Origin of the sequence: Teichococcus deserti (assembly GCF_001982615.1) — a bacterium.
In the GTDB taxonomy this organism is placed as follows: Bacteria; Pseudomonadota; Alphaproteobacteria; order Acetobacterales; family Acetobacteraceae; genus Pseudoroseomonas; species Pseudoroseomonas deserti.
Window position 1 is genome coordinate 1 of the sequence record NZ_MLCO01000087.1, and the last position, 21,800, is coordinate 21,800.

A 21,800-nucleotide genomic window follows, 5' to 3' on the forward strand; every position below is an offset into this window, starting at 1 on the left:
GGCCGACACCGCCCCGAGCCCGACCGCCCCGAGCCTGACCGCCCCAAGCCTGACCGCCCCGAGCCCGACCGCCGCCTGCCCCAGCTGGTCCTGGCAGGATGCCGCCCCGGCCGCCGCTTCGGCCGAGCGCCTGCTGCCGGAGGAGGTGCCGGTCGCCCTGACCTATGGCCGCGCCACCCAGGCGGTGATGATGGCGACCCCCGCCGACCTGGAGGATTTCGCGACCGGCTTCAGCCTGACCGAGGGGCTGGTCGCCGCGCCCGACGAGATCATCGAGCTGGAAGTCCGCCCTGGCCCCCGCGGCATCGAGCTGCGCATGGAGCTGACAGAGAACCGCCAGGCGGCGCTCGTCGAACGGCGCCGCTTCATGGCCGGGCCGGTCGGCTGCGGCTTGTGCGGGCTGGACAGCCTGGAGGCGACGCTGCGCCCGCTGCCCCCGGTGCCCGCCGGCCCGCGCCTGCCCGCCGGGGCGGTCGGCGCGGCGCTGGCCGCCATGGCCGGGCGCCAGGCGCTGCATCGCGCAACCCAGGGCGCCCATGCCGCGGGCTTCTGGCATCCGGCCGGCGGCCTGCTGGCGCTGCGCGAGGATGTCGGCCGCCACAACGCGCTGGACAAGCTGGTGGGCGCGATCCGCCGCGCCGGCCTCGATCCCGCCGAGGGCGCCGTGGTGATGACCAGCCGCGTCTCGGTCGAGCTGGTGCAGAAGACCGCGCTGCTCGGCGCCGCCATCCTGGTCGCGGTCTCGGCGCCGACGGCGCTGGCGGTGCGCAGCGCCGAGGCCTGCGGCCTGACCCTGATCGCCCGCGCCCGCGCCCCCCGCTTCGAGGTTTTCTGTCATGCGCACCGGCTGGTGCCGGGCGAGGCGCTGCCCGACGCCGCCGCCTGATTGAACCAATTCCGCGCAGAGTTTTGTCGGATCGGCGCGTCCTGCTTGCAGCCGAAGGGCAGGTTGAGGCATTTCTCCCAGATAGTGGCACAAGACACGCCCTGCCCGGTGGTGCCGCAGCCCCTGTCCGTTTCGAACGAGGCCCCGTCATGCAGCGCCGCGCCCTTCTCTCCAGCCTTGCCGCCCTGCCGGCCGGGCTGGCCCTCGGCTCCCTCGCCCGCCCTGCCGCGGCCCAGGCCAGCCTGCCCGCCGGATGGCGCCGCTTCGAGGTCACCACCCAGGTCACCCTGCCCGAGACCCCGGGGCCGGCGCAGCTCTGGCTGCCGCTGGCGCAGACCGCCGGCGGCTACCAGGCCGGGATCGACCTTCGCTGGCAGAGCGCGGCAAGTGGCGGCATCGTCCGCGACGACCGCTATGGCGCCGCGCTGCTGAAGCTGGACTGGGCCGCCGACCAGGCCGGGCCACGCAGCCTGTCGCTGGTGCAGACCATTGCCACCCGCGACCGCGACGGCGCCGCCTCTGGCCTGGCCGCCACCCGGGCCGAGCGCGCCTTCTGGCTCGAGCCGAGCGAGAGCGTGCCGGTCGACGGCATCGTCAAGGCCACCGCCGACCGCATCACCGCCGGCATCCAGGAACCCCGCGCCCGGCTGCGCGCCCTCTATGACTGGGTGGTCGACAACACGGCGCGCAACCCGGAGACGCCGGGCTGCGGCCTCGGCGATGTCCGCGGCATGCTGGAAAGCGGCAACCTCTCCGGAAAATGCGCCGATATCAACGGGCTGATGACCGGGCTGGCCCGCGCCGCCGGCTTCCCGGCGCGTGACGTCTACGGCATCCGCACGGCTGGCTCGGGCCAGTTCCGCACGCTGGGGACCACCAGCAGCGACATCTCCAAGGCGCAGCATTGCCGCACCGAGATCTACTTGGAGCAGGAAGGCTGGTTCCCGGTCGATCCGGCCGATGTCCGCAAGGTGGTGCTGGACCACAGGCTGGCGGTGGACAGCCTGGAGATCCGGGCGCTGCGCGACCGGCTGTTCGGCCATTGGGAGATGAACTGGATCGGCTTCAACAGCGCCACCGACATCGTGCTGCCGGGGGCGCTGGGGCAGCAGAAGCCGAACTTCGCCTTCCTGATGTATCCTTGCGCCTTCACCCCGGCCGGGCAGCCGGACTGCCTGGACCCGGCCAGCTTCCGCTATGCGATTTCGGCTCGTGAATTAACGGCGTGAACAGGCTTGTGGCGCAGTCTGGCCTTGGACCGCGCCGCACAAGCATGCAGCGTCGTCCTGCGAGATGATAATTAGTCGCAACCAAGTTATGACGTCGTATCCATGCGGGAATAACGCAAGGATCACTTCGCCGGCTTGCTGCTTGACTTTGCCGGGCACGGTCGACAACTGTGCCTTGTTCTTGTGCGATATGCTCCGATGAGGGAGGGCCAGATGAATATGGAACTCTCGCGGCGCGGCTTCATGAAAGCCGCCGGCGCGGGTGTTGCGGCGACATCTCTGGGGGCGATGGGCTTCGGCGGCGCCGAGGCTGCCGTCATCGCCCATGTGCGGCCGATGAAGCTGGCCAGCACCACGGAGACCCGCAACACCTGCACCTATTGCTCGGTCGCCTGCGGCATCATCATGTATTCCAAGGGTGATGTCCGGAAGGGCGAGCGCGCCGAGCTGGTGCATGTCGAGGGCGATGCCGACCACCCGACCAATCTCGGCACCCTCTGCCCCAAGGGCGCGGCGCTGAAGGATTTCGTCCGGGCCGAGACGCGGCTGCGCCAGCCGATGCACCGCCGCCCCGGCTCCGACAGGTTCGAGCCGATCTCCTGGGACGCCGCGCTGGATCGCATCGCGCGGCTGATGAAGGACGATCGCGACGCCAATTTCCTGGCGAGCAATGCCGATGGCGTGCCGGTGAACCGCTGGGCGACCACGGGCATGCTGGCGGCCTCCGCTACCACCAACGAGACGGCCTGGGCCACCTTCAAGGTGGCCAAGACCCTCGGTATCGTCGGATTCGATAACCAGGCGCGCGTCTGACACGGCCCCACGGTGTCCAGTTTGGGCCCGAGTTTTGGTCGTGGTGCGATGACGAATGCCTGGACCGATATCAAGAACACCGACCTCGTTGTCGTCATGGGCGGCAATGCGGCGGAAGCGCATCCCTGCGGCTTCAAGTGGGTCACCGAAGCCAAGGCGCATCGCGGCGCCAAGCTGATCGTCGTCGATCCGCGCTATACCCGCACGGCCTCGGTTTCGGACGTCTATGCGCCGATCCGCCAGGGCTCCGACATCACCTTCCTCAATGCGGTGATCAATTACTGCATCCAGAATGACAAGGTGCAGTGGGAGTATACCAAGGCCTATACCAACGCCGCCTTCATCGTGAAGGAAGGCTTCGGCTACGCCGACGGTCTCTTCTCGGGCTATGACGAGGAGAAGCGCGACTACGACCGTTCGAGCTGGGACTATGAGTTCGGCGAGGACGGCTTTGCGAAAGTGGACCCGACGCTGCAGCACCCCCGCTGCGTCTGGAACCTGCTGAAAGCGCATGTCGCCGCCTACACGCCCGAGCTGGTGGAGCGGATCTGCGGCACGCCGCGCCAGAAATTCCTGCAGATCGCAGGGATGATCGCCGAGTGCTCGTCGCCGACCAAGACGATGACGTCGATGTATGCGCTGGGCTGGACGCAGCATTCGCATGGCGCGCAGAACATCCGCGCCATGGCCATGCTGCAGCTGATCCTGGGCAATATCGGCGTGCGCGGCGGCGGCATGAACGCGCTGCGCGGGCATTCCAACATCCAGGGCCTGACCGATCTGGGCCTGATGTCGCACCTGCTCACCGGCTATCTGAACATGCCGACGGAGAAGGAGGTCGACTACAAGACCTACATGGCCTCGCGGCAGTTCCGCCCGCTGCGGCCGGGCCAGACCAGCTACTGGCAGAACTACTCGAAGTTCATGGTCAGCTTCCAGAAGGCCATGTGGGGCGATGCCGCCACGGCCGAGAACGACTGGTGCTACCATTACCTGTCGAAGCTCGACGTGCCGGCCTACGACATCCTGCGCATGTTCGAGCTGATGAACCAGGGCAAGGTCAACGGCTATATCTGCCAGGGCTTCAACCCGCTGCTCGCCTTCCCCAACCGCGGCAAGGTGGCCGCCGGCCTGGCGCGGCTGAAGTTCCTGATCACCATGGATCCGCTGGAGACGGAGACCGCCCGCTTCTGGGAGAACCATGGCGACTTCAACGACGTCGACACCAAGGCGATCCAGACCGAGGTGTTCCAGCTGCCGACGGTCTGCTTCGCCGAGGACCAGGGCTCGCTGACCAATTCCGGCCGCTGGCTGCAATGGTTCTGGCCGGCCGCCACGCCCCCGGGCGAGGCCAAGGCCGATACCTGGATCATGGCGCAGATCTTCCTGCGGATGCGGGAGCTGTACCGGAAGGAGGGCGGCGCCTTCCCCGACCCGATCCTCAACCTGTCCTGGCAGTACCACAATCCGGGCGAGCCGGAGCCGGAGGAGCTGGCCAAGGAGATCAACGGCCGAGCGCTGACCGACCTGCGCGATCCTGCCGATCCCTCCAGGATCCTGGTCGAGGCCGGCAAGCAGGTCGTGAATTTCTCTCAGCTGCGCGACGACGGCTCCACGATGAGCGGCTGCTGGATCTATTCCGGCTGCTTCAACGAGGCCGGCAACAACATGGCGCGCCGGGACAACCACGACCCGGACAATACGGGGGCCCATCCCAACTGGACCTTCGCCTGGCCGCTGAACCGGCGCACTTTGTACAACCGCGCCTCGGCCGACCTGGACGGCAAGCCCTGGGATCCGTCCCGCAAGCTGCTGGAATGGGATGGTGCCAAATGGGTGGGCTATGACGTGCCGGATATCGCGCCCACCGCGAAGCCGCGCGACGTCATGCCCTTCATCATGAACCAGGAAGGCGTCTCGCGGCTGTTCGCCCGCGGCATGCTGCGCGACGGTCCCTTCCCGGCGCATATGGAGCCCTTCGAAAGCCCGATCGCCAATCCGTTCAACCCGAAGATGCGCGGCAATCCCGTCGGCCGCATCTTCGAAAGCGACGTGGCGCAGTTCGGCACTTCCGAGGAGTTCCCCTACGCCGCCACCTCGTACCGGCTGACCGAGCACTTCCACTACTGGACCAAGCACAACCGGGTGAATGCAGCGCTGCAGCCGGAATTCTTCGTCGAGCTCTCCGAGGAGCTGGCGCGGGAGAAGGGCATCGCCGGCGGCAGCTGGGTGCGCGTCTGGTCGAAGCGCGGCTCGGTGCGCGCCAAGGCCGTGGTGACCAAGCGGATCCGGCCGCTGATCTGCGACGGCAAGACCGTGCATGTCATCGGCATCCCGCTGCATTGGGGCTTCGTCGGCGCGGCCAGGAAGGGCTTCGGCCCGAACTCGCTGAGCCCCTTCGTGGGCGAGGCGAATATCGAGACGCCCGGCTACAAGGCCTTCCTGGTCAATATCGAGCCCAGCACCGCCCCCCGGGGCGGGGTGGTGGCGTGAGGGGAGTGGCATGAGCATGGCCAACGGACCCGACAGCCCGCGCACCGCGGTCAGCAATCCGCCGGTGCAGCCCATGGCCAGCAATCTCGGCGCCGGCGACCTGATCCGTCGCTCGGCGACGAGCGACCTGCCGCCGCCGACCCGGCAGCTGACGCCGGTGGCCAAGCTGATCGATGTCTCCAAATGCATCGGCTGCAAGGCCTGCCAGTCGGCCTGCATCGAGTGGAACGACACCCTTCCGGCGGTCGGCGAGAATGTGGGCGTCTATGAGAACCCGCATGACCTGACCGAGAACATGTTCACCCTGATGCGCTTCACGGAATGGGTGAACCCGGCGACCGACAGTCTGGAATGGCTGATCCGCAAGGATGGCTGCATGCATTGCGCCGATCCGGGCTGCCTGAAGGCCTGCCCGGCGCCCGGCGCCATCGTGCAGTATTCCAACGGCATCGTCGACTTCATCCACGAGAACTGCATCGGCTGCGGCTATTGCGTGAAGGGCTGCCCCTTCAACATCCCGCGCATCTCCAAGGCTGATCACCGCTCCTACAAGTGCACCCTCTGCTCCGACCGCGTGGCGGTGGGCCAGGGCCCGGCCTGCGCCAAGGCCTGCCCGACCCAGGCCATCGTCTTCGGCACCAAGGAGGACATGAAGAAGCACGCCGAGGGCCGTATCGCCGACCTGAAGTCGCGCGGCTACAGCCAGGCCGGGCTCTACGACCCGCCCGGCGTCGGCGGCACCCATGTCATGTATGTGCTGCACCATGCCGACAAGCCGCAGATCTATGCCGGCCTGCCGGAGAACCCCTCGATCTCGCCGCTGGTGCAGAGCTGGAAGGGCGTGACCAAGTATGTCGGCATGGCGGCGATGAGCATGCTGGCCGTCGGCAGCGTCATCCACGGCGTCTTCGGCCGCGCCAACCGCGTCTCGCGCGAGGAGGAGGAGGAGGCCGAGCGCCTGGTGGAGCAGGGCGACGAGACCCCGCCGCATGACCCGCGGGAGCGCCGCCCATGAGCAGCAGCGCCGCCAAGCCCCCCGCCAAGCCGCGGCTGGTCTATGCCCAGCCCGGCGACGCGGTGGAGCCGGGCAAGCCCGTCACCGTCAGCCGCTACGGCCCGCTGGCGCGGCTCAACCACTGGATCACCGCCGGCAGCCTGATCCTGCTGGCGGTCTCCGGCCTGGCGCTGTTCACCCCCTCGCTCTACTTCCTGACCGAGCTTTTTGGCGGCGGGCAGAACACGCGGGCGCTGCATCCCTGGATCGGCGTCGTGCTCTTCGTCAGCTTCTTCGTCTTCTTCCTGCAGCTCTGGCGCGCCAACCTGCCGGAGAAGGTGGACGTGGTGTGGCTGTCGAAGATTAAGGACGTCGTCGGCGGCCATGAGGAGAACCTGCCCGAGCTCGGCAAATACAATGCGGGGCAGAAATTCATCTTCTGGGGCATGGTGGCGCTGATCCTGCTGCTGATCGCCACCGGCGTGATGATCTGGGAGCAGTATTTCGCCACCTATTTCGGCATCCCGCTGCGCCGCGTCGCCGTGCTGGTGCATTCCATCGCGGCGGTGCTGATCATCTGCATCTTCATCCTGCATGTCTATGCGGCGATCTGGACCCGCGGCACGCTGCGCGCCATGACCCGCGGCACCGTCACCGGCGGCTGGGCCTGGCGGCACCACCGCAAGTGGCTGCGCGAGCTCGCCGGCCTGCGCCGCGCCGAGACGCGCAAGACCGGTCCGGCCGAATAAGTCCGGATCACCGCAACAGGGCGTGGCCGGTGCGGCCCGCGAGGTGAGCATGTCCGCATTCCAAGGGATACAGCCCGATCCTTCGATGATCGGGCGGCTGGTGAAACCGGCCTTCTGCCTGGTGCCCGATCCGGCGCCGCTCTTCGCGGCCCGGGCGGCGCGCTTCCGGGCGCTGGCGCCGGGCCATGACCTGGCACCCTACCTGTCCTTCCTGGCGGGCCTCTGCGAGGCGCAGGCCGCCCTGGCCGCCGCGCTGCCGCCCCTGGCGCCGCCGCCGGCCGGGCAACTGCAACGGGCGCGCGACAACACCATGCCGCCGCTCGACCGCGCCGGCATCGCGGAAGACCCGGTGCTGGCGGAGACGGCGCGCCGCTTCCTCGACGCCATCGGCGACCTCGACATGCCGGCCCCGGCCGCCGCCGCGCTCGACGACCTGCGCCGCAGCGACGGCGCGGAGCTGAAGAGAATGCTGGCGAATGTGCTGGCGGATGCGATGCCGGCGGAGACGCTGCCGCAGCATCTGTTCCTGGCCGCCGCGGTGCAGCTGCACATGGCGCGGGCCGCCGCCACGCTGGACGCCAAGGCGCTGCTGCCCCTGGCCCCCGGCGTCTGCCCGGTCTGCGGCGGGCCGCCGGTCGCCTCCATGGTGGTCGGCCGCCAGGGGGCGGAGGGCGCGCGCTACGCCGCCTGCGCCTGCTGCAACAGCCAGTGGAACGAGGTGCGCATCAAGTGCCTGGCCTGCGGCAGCACCAAGGGCGTCGGCTACCAGTCGCCCGAGGGCGAGGAGATGCCGGTGGTCAAGGCCGAATGCTGCGACAGCTGCCAGTCCTGGGTGAAGATCTTCTACCAGGACAAGAACCCGTCGCTGGAGACGGTGGCCGACGACGTGGCCAGCCTCGGCCTCGACCTGATGATGCAGCCGACGAAGTATCGCCGCGCCGGCTTCGATCCCTTCCTGGTCGGGTATTGAGCGGATGTCGGCCGATCTGCGCGCCCTGCCTTCGGTCGACCGGCTGCTGGGCGAGGCCGCCCCGCTGATCGAGGCGCATGGCCGGGTGGCGACCACCCAGGCCTTGCGCCACACGCTGCAGGAGGTGCGCGACCACCGCCCCGATCCCCTGCCCGATGGCGCCGCGCTGATCGCCGCCGCCACGGCGCGGTTGGAGAAAGCCGCACGCCCTGGGCTGCGGCCGCTGTTCAACCTGACGGGCACGGTGCTGCACACCAATCTCGGCCGCGCGCTGCTGGCGGAAGCCGCGATCGAGGCCGCGACGGCCGCCATGCGCGACGCCGTGGCCCTCGAATTCGATCTCGACACCGGCCGCCGCGGCGAGCGGGATTCGCACCTTCGCGGGCTGCTCTGCGAGCTGACCGGCGCCGAGGATGCGACGGTGGTCAACAACAACGCCGCCGCCGTGCTGATCGCGCTGAACACGCTGGGCGCCGGGCGCGAGGCGGTGGTCTCCCGCGGCGAGCTGATCGAGATCGGCGGTGCCTTCCGCATGCCCGACATCATGGCCCGCGCTGGCGTCAGGCTGGTCGAGGTCGGCACCACAAACCGCACCCATCCCAGGGACTATCTCGGCGCCGTCACCCCGGAGACCGGGCTGATCCTGAAGGTGCACACCTCGAACTACCGCATCGAGGGCTTCACCGCGGAAGTCTCCGGCAGCGCGCTGGCAAAGATCGCATCCGACAAGAAAGTGCCGCTGCTGAACGACCTGGGGTCGGGCACGCTGGTCGATCTTTCGCGCTACGGGCTGTCGCCGGAGCCGACGGTGCGGGAGGCGGTGGCCGAGGGCGCCGACCTGGTGACCTTCTCCGGCGACAAGCTGCTGGGCGGGCCGCAGGCGGGCTTCATCCTCGGCCGGCGCGAGCTGATCGCCGCCATCAACCGCAACCCGATGAAGCGGGCGCTGCGGCTCGACAAGATCCGGCTGGCGGCGCTGGAGGCGACGCTGCGCCTCTACCGCGACCCCGACCGGCTGGCCGAGCGGCTGCCGACCCTGGCGCTGCTGGCCCGGCCGCAGGCGGCGATCGAGGAACAGGCGCGACGTCTGGCGCCCCTCGTCGCCGCGACGCTGCCCGCCGGCTTCGCGGCCAGCGCAGAGGAATGCCGCAGCCAGATCGGCTCGGGTGCCCTGCCGCTGGAGACGCTGCCGAGCTTCGCGCTGCGCATCGCCGGTCCCGGCGGCCATGCGCTGGAGGCGCTGCAGGCGGCGCTGCGCGACCTGCCGCGGCCGGTCGTCGGGCGGCTGCAGGAGGGGGCGCTGCTGCTCGACCTGCGCTGCCTGACCGAGGACGCGGCCTTCGTCGAGAACCTGGCGGCGCTGGACCATGCTGCGCTGGCTTGAAAAGCTGCGCCCGCGGCCGCCCGCCGCGGATCCGATGGAGGAAGCGCTGGCCGCCTTCCGCGCCGGCGACCATGCGACGGCGCTGGCAGTGTGGGAGCCGCTGGCCCGCGCCGGCGATGCCCGCGCCCAGGCCAATATCGGCGCCTGCTTCGCGGAAGGCCTGGGCGTCGCCCGCGACCCGTCCCTGGCCGAGCGCTGGCTGCAGCTCTCCGCCGCCGCCGGCCATGCGGCGGGGCAGCGCAACCTGGCCGCGCTCTACCTGCAGGGCGGTGGCGACATCGCGGCCGATCCTGCCCGGGCGCAGCAGCTCTACCGCGCCGCCGCTGAGCAGGGCGACGCCCTGGCCCAGGACATGCTGAGCTGGCTGCTGCTGGAAGGTGATCTTCTGCCCGCCGACCCGGTCGAGGCGATGCGCTGGGCGCTCCCCGCGGCGCGCGCCGGCGTCGCGGCCTCGATGACGCGGATCGGCATGCTGCACCACCACGCGCTGGGGGTGGAGCGCGACGTGGCGCTCGCCGCCGCCTGGTGGCGCGCCGGCGCGACGCGCGGCGATGCCGATGGCGCCGCCATGCTGGGGGCGGCGCATCAACTGGGCGCAGGCGTGGCGCGCGGCCCGGCGCTGGCGCTGGAATGGCTGCTGCGCGCCGAGGCCGGCGGCAGCGCCCTGGCCCAGCCTTTCTTCGCCGCCGTCCGCGCCGCGCTTTCGCCCGAGGCCCGGCAGGCCGCCGCCGAAGCCGCCCGGACGACGCCCGAACCCGCGGAGCTTCCCGCATGATCATCGGCACCGCCGGCCATATCGACCATGGCAAGACCGCGCTGGTGAAGGCGCTGACCGGCATCGACACCGACCGCCTGAAGGAAGAGAAGGCGCGGGGCATCACCGTCGACCTGGGCTTCGCCTATCTGCCGGGCGAGACGGGGGTGCTGGGCTTCGTCGACGTTCCCGGCCATGAGCGCTTCGTCCACACCATGCTGGCCGGCGCCAGCGGCATCGATTTCGCGCTTCTGGTGGTCGCCGCCGATGACGGGGTGATGCCGCAGACGCGCGAGCATCTGGCGATCCTCGACCTGCTCGGCCTGACCCGCGGGCTGGTGGCGCTGAGCAAGGCGGACCTGGCGGATGCCGCCCGCCGCGAGGCGGTTGCCGCCGAAATCCGCGCCCTGCTGGAAGGCACGGGCCTCGAGGGCGCGCCGATCCTGCCGGTCTCGACCCCCAGCGGCGAGAATATCGACACCCTGAAAGCCGCGCTGCAGCAGGCGGCCGGCGAGACGGCGGCGCGCGCGGCCTCCGGCGCCTTCCGCCTCTCGGTCGACCGCAGCTTTTCGCTCTCCGGCGCCGGCACGGTGGTGACCGGGACGGTGTTGTCGGGGCGCGTCGCGGTGGGCGACAGCGTCACCGTCAGCCCCAGCGGCCTGGCCGCCCGGGTGCGCTCCATCCATGCGCAGAACCGTCCGGCGCAGGAAGGCCTGGCCGGCCAGCGCTGCGCCCTGAACCTGGCGGGCGAGGCGATCACCAAGGAAGCCATCGCCCGCGGCGACATGGTCCTGGCCCCTGCCCTGCACGCGCCGACCGACCGCATCGACGCCCGCTTCCGGGTGCTGGCCAGCGAGCCGAAGCCGCTCGGCACCTGGTTTCCGGCGCGGCTGCATGCCGGCAGCACCGAGGTCGGCGCCCGGCTGGTGCCGCTGGAAGGGCCGCTGGCGCCAGGGGGGGGCGGCTGGGTGCAGCTGGTGCTCGACCGCGCCATCGCGACGGCGGCGGGCGACCGCTTCGTGCTGCGCGACGTCTCCGCCCAGCGCACCATCGGCGGCGGCGTCTTCGCCGATCTGCGGCCGCCCGCGCGGAAACGCGGCACGCCGGAGCGGCTGGCCGTGCTGCAGGCCCTGGCGCTGCCGGCGCCGGCCGCGCGCTTCCGCGCCCTGCTGGAGCTGCCGCCCTTCCTGGTCGAGCTCCGCGGCTTCGCCCGCGACCAGGCGCTGGGCGCCGGGGACGCCGCCGCGCTGACCGCGGCGGCCGACGTCGTCACCCTGGAGGCGGCGGGGCTGGTCCAGGCCATGTCCGCGTCGCGCTGGACGGCCTTTGCGGAAGGCATCGCCGCGGCGCTGGCCGCCTATCACGAGGAGCATCCGGACCAGCAGGGCATCGGCCGCGAGCGGCTGCGGCTGCTGGCCACGCCGCGCCTGCCCGCCGCCGCCTTCCGTGTCGCCCTCGACCGCCTGGCCGGGGCGGGCCTCCTGGTCGCCGAAGGGTCCTTCCTGCGCCTGCCCGGCCATGAGCTGCGCCTCGATCCGGCCGATGAGGCAATCTGGGAAAAGGTGGCGCCGGCGCTCGCCGGCGGGGCTCGCTTCCGGCCGCCCCGCACCCGCGACCTTGCTCAGACGTTCGAGCTGGCCGAGCCCGAGATGCGCCGCCTGCTGAAGGCCTGCGCCCGCCAGGGCCGCATCGACCAGGTCGCCCATGACCACTTTTTCCTCAGGGCCACGGTGCTGGAGATGGTGGGCCTGGCCGTCGACTGCGGCGAAGAGGCGGAGCATGGCTGGTTCACCGCCGCCGCCTTCCGCGACCGCATGGACAATGGCCGCAAGGTGGCCATCCAGATCCTGGATTTCTTCGACCGGCACGGCGTGACCTTGCGTCGCGGCGATCTGCGGCGCATCAATCCGCATCGGCTGGATCTTTTCGGTCCCTTGCCGGCGCATGGAGGAGAGTCGTCCCCGGTGGGGCGTCCGGACTTCAAATCCGGGTGGGGCAGCGAGACTGTCCCGGGTGGGTTCGACTCCCATTCTCTTCCGCCCTCTTCCCCGACGGACCGGACCGCATGACCCTGCCCGCCGAAACCGATTTCGACGACTGGATCATCGCCACCCATGCCGAGGCCGGCGACTTCACCATGCTCTTCGTGCTGCTGGGCGTCGGCGAGACCACGGTCGAGCCCCGCCGCGCCGCCTGGCTGCATGTCATGGGCGACGAGACCCGCTGGCCCGAGATGAAGCGCCTGTTCATCGGCGCCGGCGTCGCCTGGGATGGCGTCGTCTTCTATCGCGCCGGGCGCGAAGGGTTGGTGCCGGACGACACCGCCCGTGCGCGGCTGGCGGCGCTGACCGCCAGGCTGCACGAAGACCGCAGCCTGATCCGCGATGGTTTCTTCTTCAACGCCGACGGGCTGACAATGCAGCTGGAAGAGGTGCGGCGCCACTGAAGCGCAGCGCCGCAAGCCGCTGTTCCTGAAGGATCAGCAGGCCCGGGACGGACGCGGCTGCAGCGGATCCAGCCCGCGCGCTGTGGGCGGCTGCCAGGTCGTCGACTGCTGCCCGTTGCCCTGTGGATTGGTCCCGATATAGGAGCCGCCGGTGCCGCCGCTCCAGCCGGTCGATCCGGCATTGCCTGGCGCCGTCCCGTCATTGCCCGGCTGCGGCGCGGTGCCGGGGGTGGCGCGATTGCTGGCCTCGCAGCCGGCCTGGGCCGGCGCCGGGGCGGCCCGCCCGGGTCCCGACTGGGTCCCAGTTTGCGCGCCCGACTGTGCCAAGGCCGCCGGCGCCGCGGCCAGCAGCGCCAGGATCGTGATCAGCTTCGCCTGTCGCATGACACCTGCCTCCGTGCTTCTGCAGGAAAAGCCAGGCGGGGCGGCCCGGGTTGCGCGCCGCCGCCGCTGAATCGTCCTGCCTGCCCTTCTTCGTAAGAGACTGTTCTTAAAGGATCGTGACGCCCGGCTCGCCACTGACGACGCGGCCGATGATCGCGGCCCGGGCAAAGCCCTCGGCGCGGATGCGGGCCAGCACCGCCTCGGCCGCCTCGGGCGCGACACTGAGCAGCAGCCCGCCCGAGGTCTGCGGATCGGCCAGCAGCAGCCGGCGCCAGTCCGGGCAGCCCTCCGGCAGGCGGATCGCCGCGCCATAGCTCTCCCAGTTGCGGTGCGAGGCGCCGGTGATGAAGCCGGCCCGGGCCAGCGCCTCGGCATGGGCCAGCAGCGGCAGCGCGGCCGCCTCGATCTCCAGCCGCGCGCCCGAGCCGCGCGCCAGCTCCAGCCCGTGCCCCAGGATGCCGAAGCCGGTGACATCGGTGATGCCGTGCACGGCGCTCTCGGCGGCCAGGCTGGCGCCCACCCGGTTGAGCTGCGTGGTCGAGGCGATCATCTCGGCATAGCCGCCCTCCGGCAGCTGTTCCTTCTTGATGGCCGCGGAATAGACACCGACGCCCAGCGCCTTGGTCAGGATCAGCGCGTCGCCGGCATGCGCCATGGTGTTGCGCCGCACCTGCGCCGGATGGCCCAGCCCGATCACCGCCAGGCCGTAAATCGGCTCGGGGCTGTCGATCGAATGGCCGCCGGCCACCGGAATGCCGGCCTCGGCGCAGATGGCGGCGCCGCCGGCCAGGATCTTGCGCACCTGCTCCGGCGCCAGCTTGCCCAGCGGCATGCCCAGGATGGCCAGCGCCATGATCGGCTTGCCGCCCATGGCATAGATGTCGGAAATCGCATTGGTCGCGGCGATGCGGCCGAAATCGGTGGGGTCGTCGACCATCGGCATGAAGAAGTCGGTGGTGGCCATCACCGCCAGCTCGTCGTTGACCTGCCAGACCGCGGCATCGTCCGAGGTTTCGGCGCCGACCAGCAGCTGGGAGAAAGGCCCGGCCTGCGGCTGGCCGGCCAGCAGCCCCTGCAGCACCGCCGGCGCCAGCTTGCAGCCGCAGCCGCCCCCATGCGCCAGCTCCGTCAGCCGCGGCATCGCATCCATTGGCCTGCTCCTGTCCACCCTCTGCGTCGCCCCCCAAGATGGCCGCGTGACGCTTCCGGGAAAAGCCCTGCCCGGGTGGCGGCGGCATTCCCCGCGTGGTTACATGCTCGGGATGATTCCCGCCCGCCTTCCCGCGCGATGCTGAGCTGGCTGCGCCGGCGCCGCCTGCCCGAGACGGCGCCCGAGCTGCGGCCGCCCGTGGCCCGCCGGCTGGCGGGAGATGCTGCGGGCAACCGCATCCATGCGCTGCTGGACGCCATCGGCCTGCCGTGGCGGGAGCCGCGCGGACGCCTGGCCGAGCGCCACGGCACCGGCCGGCATCCCGCCTACACCCAGACCGTCATTGCCCTGCCCACCGATCCGCCGCTGGTGCCCGGGCTGCTCTGGCCGCTCGACACCGCGGTCTGGCCGGATGCGCCGCCGGACCTGCCGCCGATCAGCTTCTCCTCCGCCTGCTGGGTCTCGCCCGATCCGGAGGAGAATATCCGCACCGCCGTCGCCGCGCTGTCCGCCGCTCTCGGCCCGGTGGAGATCGTCGCCAGCAGCGGGCTGCGCCGTGCCGAATGGCGCGACGGGGCGGCCGCCATCACCCTGACCACCTGGCGCGAGATCCTGCCGCCCCCGCGCGAGCCGAACCCGGCGCATCTGCGCGAGCCGCGCCTGGCCCAGGCCTGCCACATCGCCATCGAGACAGGGTTCCGCCGCAGCCTGTCGAAGCGCGAGCGCGACTGGCTGGCCCATGCCGTGCCGCTGGCCGAGAACCCCTCCCGCCCGGCGCCGACGCTGGAGGCGCTGCTGCGCCGCCCCGCCGCCGAGGCGATGCTGGAATTTGCCCGGCTGCCCGACCCGGCCATGGCGCCGCTGCTGGACCAGATCAGCCGGGCGCCGGCGACTGAGGCGCTGATCTTCTGCCAAGGCCAGTTCTGCCTGGTCCCCGCCGAGCGGATCGAGAATTTCTGCGTCGAGCGGCTGCTGCCGGCCAAGGGCAGTGGCGGCGCCACCCTGCTGGCACGCCTGAGCCCGGCGCGGCCTGGCTGGCTGCCGCCGGTGCTGACGCTGGCCGGCGACCCCTGCCCGGACGGGCTGACCCAGCTCGGCGAGCGGCTGGCTGCCGAATTCGCCCGCCCCTGCGAGATCAGCCCCTATGCCAATGACGTCTGACGCCCGCCTGCTGCATTTCGTGACGCATCCCGAGGTGCTGATCGACCCGGGCGTCGCCGTGCCCGACTGGCCGCTGTCCGAGCGCGGCCGCGCCCGCATGCTTCTGTCCGTCTCTGCCCCCTGGGCTGCCGATGTCGATGCGCTGTTCTGCAGCGCCGAGCGGAAGGCGCGCGACGCGGCGGAGATCCTTGCCGCAGCGCGGGGCCTCGTCCCGGTGGTTCTGGAAGAGCTCGGCGAGAACGACCGCTCGGCGACCGGCTACCTGCCGCGGGCCGAATTCGAGGCGACCGCCGACCTGTTCTTCGCCCATCCGGAGACGAGCATCCGCGGCTGGGAACGCGCGGCGGACGCCCAGGCCCGCATCCTGCGCGCCTTCGAGCAGGTGCTGGGGCTCGCCGGCAATGCCCGCCGCATCGCGGTGGTTGCGCATGGCGGCGTCGGCGCCCTGCTGCTGAGCGCCCTGTCCGGCGAGAAGATCAGCCGCGCGACCGACCAGCCCGGCGACGGCGGCGGCAACGTCTTCACCGTGTCCCTGCCGGAGCGGCAGGTTGTCGCGGGCTGGCGGCGGATCGACGCCGCCTAGCCCTGCAGCCCCTCCGCCGGTGGACGCCGCCAGGCCCAGAGCGCCGGCAGCAGCGCCGCCAGCAGCCCGGCGGCCAGGATGGCGGCGGCGAGCCCCGCCTCGGCCAGCGAGGGCGCGATGGTGATGCTGACCCGCGCCGCCCGGCCCAGGGTGCCGGCGGTTAGCGCCGCCCCCAGCCAGCCCAGCAGGAAGCCGGCGGCGGCGCCCACCCCCAGGATCACCGCCATCTCCAGCCAGACGGCCGCGAGAAGGAAACGCCGCGGTGCCCCGATGGCGCGCAGCACGGCGAATTCCTGCCGCCGCACCGCCAGCAGCCCGGCAAAGGACAAGAAGACCGCGGCGAGGACCAGCCCCGTGCTGGCCGCGGCCATGCCCGACAGCACCATCCGCAGGTCGCCGCCAATGCGGAACAGCGAGACCAGCACCTCGGCCGGGAAGAAGGCCATGGCGCCGTCGCTCCGGTAGCGCTGGCGCAGCTGATAGGCCTGGGCGATGCCGCGCGGCGCCACCATCACCGCCGGCACGCCGGGCGGGTCGACGGTCCAGGGCGGGCCAAGCGGCGCTTCTTCGGAAGCGTGGCCGTTGCCCAGGCCATGCACCTCCCAGACCGTCTCGATCGGCAGCAGCACCGCCCAGTCCCAGGGCGTGCCGGTGGGCGGCATGCGGCCGACGACGGTGAAGCCGGCCTCCTCATGCTCGTGGCCATGCGGCTCGGCATGGGCATGCGCCAACCCGTGCTGGGGGACGCCGCGCTCGCCGAGCTTCAGGGGGACGGCATGGCCGACCACGGCCTCGCCTTCGGCGGCGAAGGCGCGGCCCTCGGCCAGCGGGCGGCGGCCGCCCAGGGTCAGGAAGGCGGGGGCGACGCCGACCACCGGATGGCTGCCCCAGCGGTCGCCGAAGCCGATCGGCGACAGCCAGGCGACGTCCGTATCGGCCTGCAGCCGCTGCAGCACGGCGCCCGGCAGCAGCGGCACCACGTCGGGCTGCAGATAGATGGCGGTGAGCGTCAGCTGCGTCTGGCTGCCGGGGGCGCCGACCAGCAGGTCGAAGCCGTCGGCAGCCTGGGCGGCGCCGCGCCGCAGGCCCCGCTCCATCAGGCCGACGCCGATGCCCAGCGCGGTCGCCAGCGCCACCAGCAGCATCAGCGCCAGCACGGTGCCGCGGCGGCGACGCAGGGCGGCGCGGGCGATCGGCCAAGGGTTCATGGCCAAGGTCACTGAGTCTGCTCCAGCCGGCCTTCGACCAGCGTCGCGCGATGCGGCAGCCGGGCGGCCAGCGCCAGGTCATGGGTGGCCAGCAGCAGGGTGGCGCCCGATTCCTGCGCCACCTGCAGCAGCAGCTCGGCGGCCGCGGCGCCGGAGGCGGCATCCAGGCTGGCGGTGGGCTCGTCGGCGATCAGCACGGCGGGGGCGCGCAGCAGGGCGCGGGCGAGCGCCACGCGCTGACGCTCGCCGCGGCTCATCGCCTCGATGCGGGTGGCGGGGGACTGGATGCCGGCGCGGGCCAGCAGCGCGGCGGCACGGTCACGCAGCGCTTCCGGCGCCCGGGCATGGTCGAACCAGGCCGGCAACAGGACATTCTCCAGCGCCGTCATCCCGCCAATCAGAAAAAAGTCCTGGAAGACGAGGCCGAGATTGCCGCGGCGCCAGGTGTCGCGGGCGGCCTCGCCCTGCGCGGGAAGATTGAGCTCGCCCCAGCGGATGCTGCCCCCCGCGGGCAGCGCCAGGCCGGCCAGGGCATGCAGCAGGCTGGTCTTGCCGCTGCCCGAGGGGCCGGTCAGCGCCAGGGCCGAGCCGGCCGGCAGGTCGAAGCTGGCGCCGTCCAGGAGGCGGTGTTCCCCGCCCCCCTTCAGCGCGAAGCCGAGGCGGAGGTCGCGGCAGGCGAGCGGCAGGCCGGGCATCGAGGGGTGTCTTCGGTCAGACGGTGCGGAAGGCCGCGTCGCGCAGGCGCAGCTGGCTGACGAAGCCGGTGGCCGGGTCGGTCCAGGAGCCGCGCTCCAGCCGGCCGCGGGTCTCGATCGGGACGGTGGCATCGACCGGCGTCGCCTGGCGGCGGAGATAGACGACGACGATATCGGGCGGCCAGTCGGCATTGCTGGAGCAGAAGGGGCAGAGCGCCATCGGCTCGCGCGAGAGGACGAAGAAATCGGCCTCGGCCTTCAGCGGCGGCGCCATGAAGCCGCGCATGGCGACCTCCTGCCCGGTCAGCTTCTCGACCTCGGCGGAGAAGCGCAGCCCTTCGACGGTCCAGGCGCCGTAGAGCTGGTCGAAGCGCAAAGGCGTCGCAGCGCTGGCGGATGTCGCCACCAGCGCCCCGCCGGCGGCGAGCATCGCTCGCCGCCCCAGGAAAAAATCAGCGGCCAAGGCCGAGGGCTTCGGCCATGGCGCGGAACACCATGGTGTTGTCGACGAAGCCCTGGAAGCGCTCGCTGCCGGGGCCGGTGGCGCGCAGGATGACGTCGTCCACCGTGTGCACCGCCTGGGCATTGCTGCGCGGGATATTGCCTTCGCGCAGCAGGCCACCCGGATTGGCCTCGCGGTAGCGCTCATTGGCCATGAAGCGGTTGGCCTGGCCCTGCTGCGCGACGGCCGGCACATTCGGGCCTTCCAGATGCGGGCGGAAGGTCTCGTAGTAGTCAGGGAAGTTGGCGAAGAACACCGCCAGGCGGCGGGAGACGTCGACCCGCGGCGGATAGCCGCGCGCATCGGCCGCCGGATAGTTGGGGAAGCCGGCCTGCTCGTAGACGCCGACCTTCTCGCGCATCTCGGTGCCCGGGCGGTTGTCGTCGACCGTGCCGGTGATGCTCATGCCGTGGTTGTGGTCGGGGACGACGACGATCAGCGTGTCGTCGCGGTTCGCCGCCCAGTCCAGCGCCACCTTCAGGGCGTTGTCGAGCATGATGGTCTCGTAGACCGAGCGCTCCCAGTCCAGCGGATGGTTGAACTTGTCGATCGAGCCGCTCTCGACCATCAGGAAGAAGCCGGCCGGGTTGCGCGACAGCACCTGCAGCGCGGCGCGGGTCTGCTCGGTCAGGTCGGGCTGGTTCGGGAAGCGGCCGACCGTGCCCTGGCGCAGGTAGAAGCGGTCCAGCGCGCCGTCCATGTTGCCCAGGTTGAACAGGCCCAGCAGCCGGCGGGTGTTCGGATCGGCGGCGGCGGCGGTCATGCTCTCGGCGCTGTCGCCGAAGACATAGCCGGCCTGGCGGAAGGCGTCGATCATGTTGCGCTCGTCGGCGCGGCGCGAGCCGGGGGTCGAGCGCGGCAGGAAGGAGGCCGAGCCGCCGCCCATCACCACCTCCGGCTGCGCCGCGAGCAGCTGGTCGGTGATCGGGATATAGTCGTTGCGGCGGCGGGTATGGGCGAAGACGGCGGCCGGCGTCGCGTCCTGGATCTCGGCGGTGGTGACGATGCCGATCGACATGCCCAGCTGGCGGCGCACCAGGCTGGCGATGGTCTCGACCTTCGGGTGGTCCAGCGTGCCGCGGGCGCGCGAGGCATAGACGTTCAGCGCGTTCACCGCCGACTTGTGGCCAGTGTTGTAGGCGGCCGCCGAATTGGCGCTGTCGGTGGCGATGGAATCGCTGCCCGAGGTGCCGACGGTCGCCATCCGCGGCAGGTTGTCCATCGCCAGGGTCGAGCGGTAGCGGCCTTCCTCGATCCCGCGGGACAGGATGCGCGCCGCGGTGACATTGGCCACCGTCATGCCGTCGCCCACGAACAGGATGACGTTCTGCGCCCGGCGCTGGCCGGGGGCCGCATAGACCTCCCAGGAGACCGAGGCGGTGTTCTGCCCGTCGCTGGCCTGCAGCACGTAGCGGCCGGGGGTGGCCAGCACCGCGTCGCGCAGCACCAGGCTGGAGGCGGCCTGGCCGTCCTCGCGCTCGACGAACTCGGCCGCCTTGCCGAAGGCCTCGTCCAGCGGCTTGCCGTTCAGCGTGACCCGCAGCGCGTCGCGGGCGACGACGCCGGCGAACTCGACCTTCACGTCGAAGCGGCTGCCGGCCAGGATCTCGGCGCGGTTGATCGGGAAGATCGTCTGGGCCGAGGCGGCCCCGGGGAGCAGCCCGGCGACGAGGCCGCCCAGCAGGGCGGTGGTGGCGAGGAGACGGCGCATCGGGTCCAGATCCCTTCCGGAGGCGGCCGCAGACTAGAGCTTGCGCCGCCCCAGGCCAGTGCGTCATCGAAATTTCACGGCGCGCCGCGCAACCGGCGGGCCGTCAGCTCGCGTTCGGTTGAAACCCTCTCCGAGATTTCGGATTTTTCATCCGCCTGGCTCCGGCTATGGCCATCCGACCTTTCGCGCATGAGGCCCGACCTTGCCCCTCCCCTTCCCGACCCCTGGCCAGGCGGCGCCGCGATGAGCGTCGGCCTGCTCGCGCTGCTCGACGATGTCGCCGCTCTCGCCAAGGTCGCCGCCGCCTCGCTCGACGACATCGCCGCGCAATCGGCCAAGGCCGGCACCAAGGCGCTGGGCGTGGTGATCGACGACGCCGCCGTCACGCCGCGCTACGTCGTCGGCTTCGCAGCCACCCGCGAGCTGCCCATCGTCGGCCGCATCGCGCTGGGCTCGCTGAAGAACAAGCTGCTCTTCCTGCTGCCCGCGGCCCTGCTGCTCAGCGTCTTCGCGCCCTGGATCATCACCCCGCTGCTGATGCTGGGCGGCGCCTACCTCTGCTATGAAGGCGCGCTCAAGGTCATCGAGAGCCTGCGCGGCAAGGACCCGGCCAAGGCCGCCCCGGCCGTCACCGCCGAGAACGCCGTCGCCCTGGAAGAGCAGAAGATCAAGGGCGCCATCAAGACCGACTTCATCCTGTCGGCCGAGATCATGGCGCTCACCCTCGCCGGCCTCGCCACCCAGTCCGTGGTCATGCAGGCGGTGATCCTGGCGGTCGTCGGCATCGGCATCACCGTGCTGGTCTATGGCAGCGTCGCGCTGATCGTGAAGGCCGACGACCTGGGCGTCGCGCTGGCCGCCAATCCGCGCCCGGCCGGCACGCTGCTCGGCCTGCGCGGCCGCCCGGCGCCGGGCGATGCGACGCCGCCCTCGGGCGCCGACCAGGCGCTGCGCCCGGTCACCCAGGCGGTCGGCCGCGGCCTGGTCATCGGCATGCCGCACTTCCTGAAGATCCTCGCCATCGTCGGCACGGCGGCGATGCTCTGGGTCGGCGGCGGCATCCTGCTGCACGGCGCGGAAGTGCTCGGCTGGGCCACCCCCGCCCACCTCGTCCACGACGCATCGGCCGTCACCGGCAATGGCTTCCTCGCCTGGCTGATCACGGCCGGGCTGTCGGGCATCATCGGCATGGTCGCCGGCGCGATCCTGATGCCAGTGCTCAGCAAGATCCTGCCGCACTAGGAAAAAGGAAGGCCAGGGGAAGGAATTCCCCTGGACCCCATCTTTTTTCTGTCCGTGCTGCCGCAGGCTACAGGCCAGGGCGCTGTCCAGCAGCCAGGCGACGCGCGATTTCCTCCAGCACCGGCAGCAGATCGGCCAGCACCAGCGACCCGTCCGCCGACTGCACGGCGATCAGATGGATGCCCATCCGCCGCTCTTCCGCCAGCTCCTGGGCGAGCCGCGCGCACAGCGCCGGAAGATGCGACGGCGGCTGGCCTGCTCGAGGGCCGGCAGCTGGGCCGGGACGGTGGGCTGGCTCAGGCCCAGCTCCCCGGCGGCCGGCGAGAAGCGGCCGGTGCGCGACAGCGCCTCGACCGCCTTCATCTGCGCAATGGTGGCGCCCATCCCGGCACTCCTGCCCCGATCCGCCCCTCTTTCAGGCGGCGCCCGCGACCGGGTCGACCCGG

At 71.4% G+C, this 21,800-nt stretch carries 19 protein-coding genes, 1 tRNA gene and 1 pseudogene; 14 read left to right on the top strand and 7 right to left on the bottom strand.

Annotated elements, in window-relative coordinates; translation table 11 throughout:
* The 11 genes and pseudogenes from fdhD to BKE38_RS10770 form a co-directional block, all read left to right on the top strand.
* Positions 1-886, top strand: an 886-nt coding sequence (gene fdhD, locus BKE38_RS10720; RefSeq protein WP_367595617.1) for a formate dehydrogenase accessory sulfurtransferase FdhD, incomplete at its 5' end; no start/stop codon positions are given.
* Between the two features lie 149 nt (positions 887-1,035).
* Positions 1,036-2,115, top strand: coding sequence for a transglutaminase-like domain-containing protein (locus BKE38_RS10725; protein ID WP_076957312.1), 1,080 nt, complete (start codon positions 1,036-1,038; stop codon positions 2,113-2,115).
* 219 nt (positions 2,116-2,334) lie between these two features.
* Complete coding sequence (gene fdnG / locus BKE38_RS10735) at positions 2,335-5,421, top strand: formate dehydrogenase-N subunit alpha (RefSeq protein ID WP_165694159.1); 3,087 nt, start codon at positions 2,335-2,337, stop codon at positions 5,419-5,421.
* Positions 5,422-5,494: 73 nt separating this feature from the next.
* Positions 5,495-6,436, top strand: a complete 942-nt coding sequence (gene fdxH, locus BKE38_RS10740; protein WP_165694160.1) for a formate dehydrogenase subunit beta — start codon at positions 5,495-5,497, stop codon at positions 6,434-6,436.
* Positions 6,433-7,164 carry a formate dehydrogenase subunit gamma gene (locus BKE38_RS10745; protein WP_083747460.1) on the top strand — a complete coding sequence of 244 codons (732 nt, stop codon included), beginning with the start codon at positions 6,433-6,435 and terminating at the stop codon, positions 7,162-7,164. Before fdxH ends, BKE38_RS10745 begins: the two co-directional genes overlap by 4 nt.
* Positions 7,165-7,213: 49 nt before the next feature.
* Positions 7,214-8,134 (top strand): formate dehydrogenase accessory protein FdhE, encoded by a 921-nt coding sequence (gene fdhE, locus BKE38_RS10750; protein WP_076957329.1) that lies wholly within the window; start codon positions 7,214-7,216, stop codon positions 8,132-8,134.
* A gap of 4 nt (positions 8,135-8,138) precedes the next feature.
* Positions 8,139-9,518: an L-seryl-tRNA(Sec) selenium transferase gene (gene selA, locus BKE38_RS10755; protein WP_076957315.1), complete on the top strand. Its 1,380-nt coding sequence runs from the start codon at positions 8,139-8,141 to the stop codon at positions 9,516-9,518.
* Positions 9,502-10,293, top strand: a complete 792-nt coding sequence (locus BKE38_RS10760) for a tetratricopeptide repeat protein (protein ID WP_083747461.1) — start codon at positions 9,502-9,504, stop codon at positions 10,291-10,293. Before selA ends, BKE38_RS10760 begins: the two co-directional genes overlap by 17 nt.
* Positions 10,290-12,113: pseudogene (selB, locus tag BKE38_RS10765) on the top strand (selenocysteine-specific translation elongation factor); the annotation flags it as partial. The gene BKE38_RS10760 and the pseudogene selB, both read left to right, overlap by 4 nt.
* 105 nt (positions 12,114-12,218) lie before the next feature.
* Positions 12,219-12,311: transfer RNA gene (locus tag BKE38_RS31955), tRNA-Sec, on the top strand.
* Between the two features lie 26 nt (positions 12,312-12,337).
* Positions 12,338-12,718: a hypothetical protein gene (locus BKE38_RS10770; RefSeq protein ID WP_106409191.1), complete on the top strand. Its 381-nt coding sequence runs from the start codon at positions 12,338-12,340 to the stop codon at positions 12,716-12,718.
* 33 nt (positions 12,719-12,751) lie between these two features.
* Here BKE38_RS10770 and BKE38_RS10775 read toward each other — a convergent pair whose 3' ends face one another.
* Both BKE38_RS10775 and selD read right to left on the bottom strand, forming a co-directional pair.
* Positions 12,752-13,102 (bottom strand): hypothetical protein, encoded by a 351-nt coding sequence (locus BKE38_RS10775; protein WP_076957317.1) that lies wholly within the window; start codon positions 13,100-13,102, stop codon positions 12,752-12,754.
* 106 nt (positions 13,103-13,208) lie between these two features.
* On the bottom strand, positions 13,209-14,252 hold the full coding sequence (selD, locus tag BKE38_RS10780; RefSeq protein WP_076957318.1) for a selenide, water dikinase SelD: 1,044 nt from the start codon (positions 14,250-14,252) through the stop codon (positions 13,209-13,211).
* 138 nt (positions 14,253-14,390) lie between these two features.
* On the opposite strand from selD, the gene BKE38_RS10785 reads away from it, so the two are divergent.
* Both BKE38_RS10785 and BKE38_RS10790 read left to right on the top strand, forming a co-directional pair.
* The gene (locus BKE38_RS10785) at positions 14,391-15,413 is read left to right on the top strand and encodes a hypothetical protein (protein ID WP_076957319.1); all 1,023 of its coding nucleotides are present in this window, start codon (positions 14,391-14,393) and stop codon (positions 15,411-15,413) included.
* Positions 15,403-15,996, top strand: a complete 594-nt coding sequence (locus BKE38_RS10790; protein WP_076957320.1) for a histidine phosphatase family protein — start codon at positions 15,403-15,405, stop codon at positions 15,994-15,996. Before BKE38_RS10785 ends, BKE38_RS10790 begins: the two co-directional genes overlap by 11 nt.
* On the opposite strand, the gene BKE38_RS10795 is transcribed toward BKE38_RS10790, so the two are convergent.
* From BKE38_RS10795 to BKE38_RS10810, 4 genes are read right to left on the bottom strand one after another with little or no spacing between them, the layout of a single operon-like run.
* Positions 15,993-17,204 (bottom strand): FtsX-like permease family protein, encoded by a 1,212-nt coding sequence (locus tag BKE38_RS10795; RefSeq protein WP_076957332.1) that lies wholly within the window; start codon positions 17,202-17,204, stop codon positions 15,993-15,995. The genes BKE38_RS10790 and BKE38_RS10795 overlap by 4 nt on opposite strands.
* 8 nt (positions 17,205-17,212) lie before the next feature.
* Positions 17,213-17,899 carry an ATP-binding cassette domain-containing protein gene (locus tag BKE38_RS10800; protein WP_165694158.1) on the bottom strand — a complete coding sequence of 229 codons (687 nt, stop codon included), beginning with the start codon at positions 17,897-17,899 and terminating at the stop codon, positions 17,213-17,215.
* A gap of 16 nt (positions 17,900-17,915) precedes the next feature.
* Positions 17,916-18,362 carry a hypothetical protein gene (locus BKE38_RS10805; RefSeq protein WP_106409193.1) on the bottom strand — a complete coding sequence of 149 codons (447 nt, stop codon included), beginning with the start codon at positions 18,360-18,362 and terminating at the stop codon, positions 17,916-17,918.
* Positions 18,352-20,112: an alkaline phosphatase gene (locus BKE38_RS10810; protein WP_076957322.1), complete on the bottom strand. Its 1,761-nt coding sequence runs from the start codon at positions 20,110-20,112 to the stop codon at positions 18,352-18,354. Before BKE38_RS10810 ends, BKE38_RS10805 begins: the two co-directional genes overlap by 11 nt.
* Positions 20,113-20,355: 243 nt before the next feature.
* Here BKE38_RS10810 and BKE38_RS10815 point away from each other — a divergent pair, with 243 nt between their 5' ends.
* Entirely contained in the window at positions 20,356-21,354 is a 999-nt protein-coding gene (locus tag BKE38_RS10815) for a DUF808 domain-containing protein (protein WP_076957323.1), read from the top strand.
* Positions 21,355-21,525: 171 nt separating this feature from the next.
* On the opposite strand, the gene BKE38_RS10820 is transcribed toward BKE38_RS10815, so the two are convergent.
* On the bottom strand, positions 21,526-21,738 hold the full coding sequence (locus tag BKE38_RS10820; protein ID WP_076957324.1) for a helix-turn-helix domain-containing protein: 213 nt from the start codon (positions 21,736-21,738) through the stop codon (positions 21,526-21,528).
* Positions 21,739-21,800: the final 62 nt, after the last annotated feature.

What these genes read in the sequence shown, in the direction of transcription:
- BKE38_RS10770 (WP_106409191.1), top strand. Translation starts at nt 12,338, where the DNA reads ATGACCCTGCCCGCCGAAACCGATTTCGACGACTGGATCATCGCCACC.
- BKE38_RS10725 (WP_076957312.1), top strand. Translation starts at nt 1,036, where the DNA reads ATGCAGCGCCGCGCCCTTCTCTCCAGCCTTGCCGCCCTGCCGGCCGGG.
- BKE38_RS10815 (WP_076957323.1), top strand. Translation starts at nt 20,356, where the DNA reads ATGAGCGTCGGCCTGCTCGCGCTGCTCGACGATGTCGCCGCTCTCGCC.
- BKE38_RS10800 (WP_165694158.1), bottom strand. Translation starts at nt 17,899, where the DNA reads ATGCCCGGCCTGCCGCTCGCCTGCCGCGACCTCCGCCTCGGCTTCGCG.
- fdxH (WP_165694160.1), top strand. Translation starts at nt 5,495, where the DNA reads ATGGCCAGCAATCTCGGCGCCGGCGACCTGATCCGTCGCTCGGCGACG.
- BKE38_RS10775 (WP_076957317.1), bottom strand. Translation starts at nt 13,102, where the DNA reads ATGCGACAGGCGAAGCTGATCACGATCCTGGCGCTGCTGGCCGCGGCG.
- selA (WP_076957315.1), top strand. Translation starts at nt 8,139, where the DNA reads ATGTCGGCCGATCTGCGCGCCCTGCCTTCGGTCGACCGGCTGCTGGGC.
- BKE38_RS10785 (WP_076957319.1), top strand. Translation starts at nt 14,391, where the DNA reads ATGCTGAGCTGGCTGCGCCGGCGCCGCCTGCCCGAGACGGCGCCCGAG.
- BKE38_RS10745 (WP_083747460.1), top strand. Translation starts at nt 6,433, where the DNA reads ATGAGCAGCAGCGCCGCCAAGCCCCCCGCCAAGCCGCGGCTGGTCTAT.
- BKE38_RS10760 (WP_083747461.1), top strand. Translation starts at nt 9,502, where the DNA reads ATGCTGCGCTGGCTTGAAAAGCTGCGCCCGCGGCCGCCCGCCGCGGAT.
- selD (WP_076957318.1), bottom strand. Translation starts at nt 14,252, where the DNA reads ATGGATGCGATGCCGCGGCTGACGGAGCTGGCGCATGGGGGCGGCTGC.
- BKE38_RS10795 (WP_076957332.1), bottom strand. Translation starts at nt 17,204, where the DNA reads ATGAACCCTTGGCCGATCGCCCGCGCCGCCCTGCGTCGCCGCCGCGGC.
- BKE38_RS10790 (WP_076957320.1), top strand. Translation starts at nt 15,403, where the DNA reads ATGACGTCTGACGCCCGCCTGCTGCATTTCGTGACGCATCCCGAGGTG.
- BKE38_RS10810 (WP_076957322.1), bottom strand. Translation starts at nt 20,112, where the DNA reads ATGCGCCGTCTCCTCGCCACCACCGCCCTGCTGGGCGGCCTCGTCGCC.
- BKE38_RS10820 (WP_076957324.1), bottom strand. Translation starts at nt 21,738, where the DNA reads ATGGGCGCCACCATTGCGCAGATGAAGGCGGTCGAGGCGCTGTCGCGC.
- fdhE (WP_076957329.1), top strand. Translation starts at nt 7,214, where the DNA reads ATGTCCGCATTCCAAGGGATACAGCCCGATCCTTCGATGATCGGGCGG.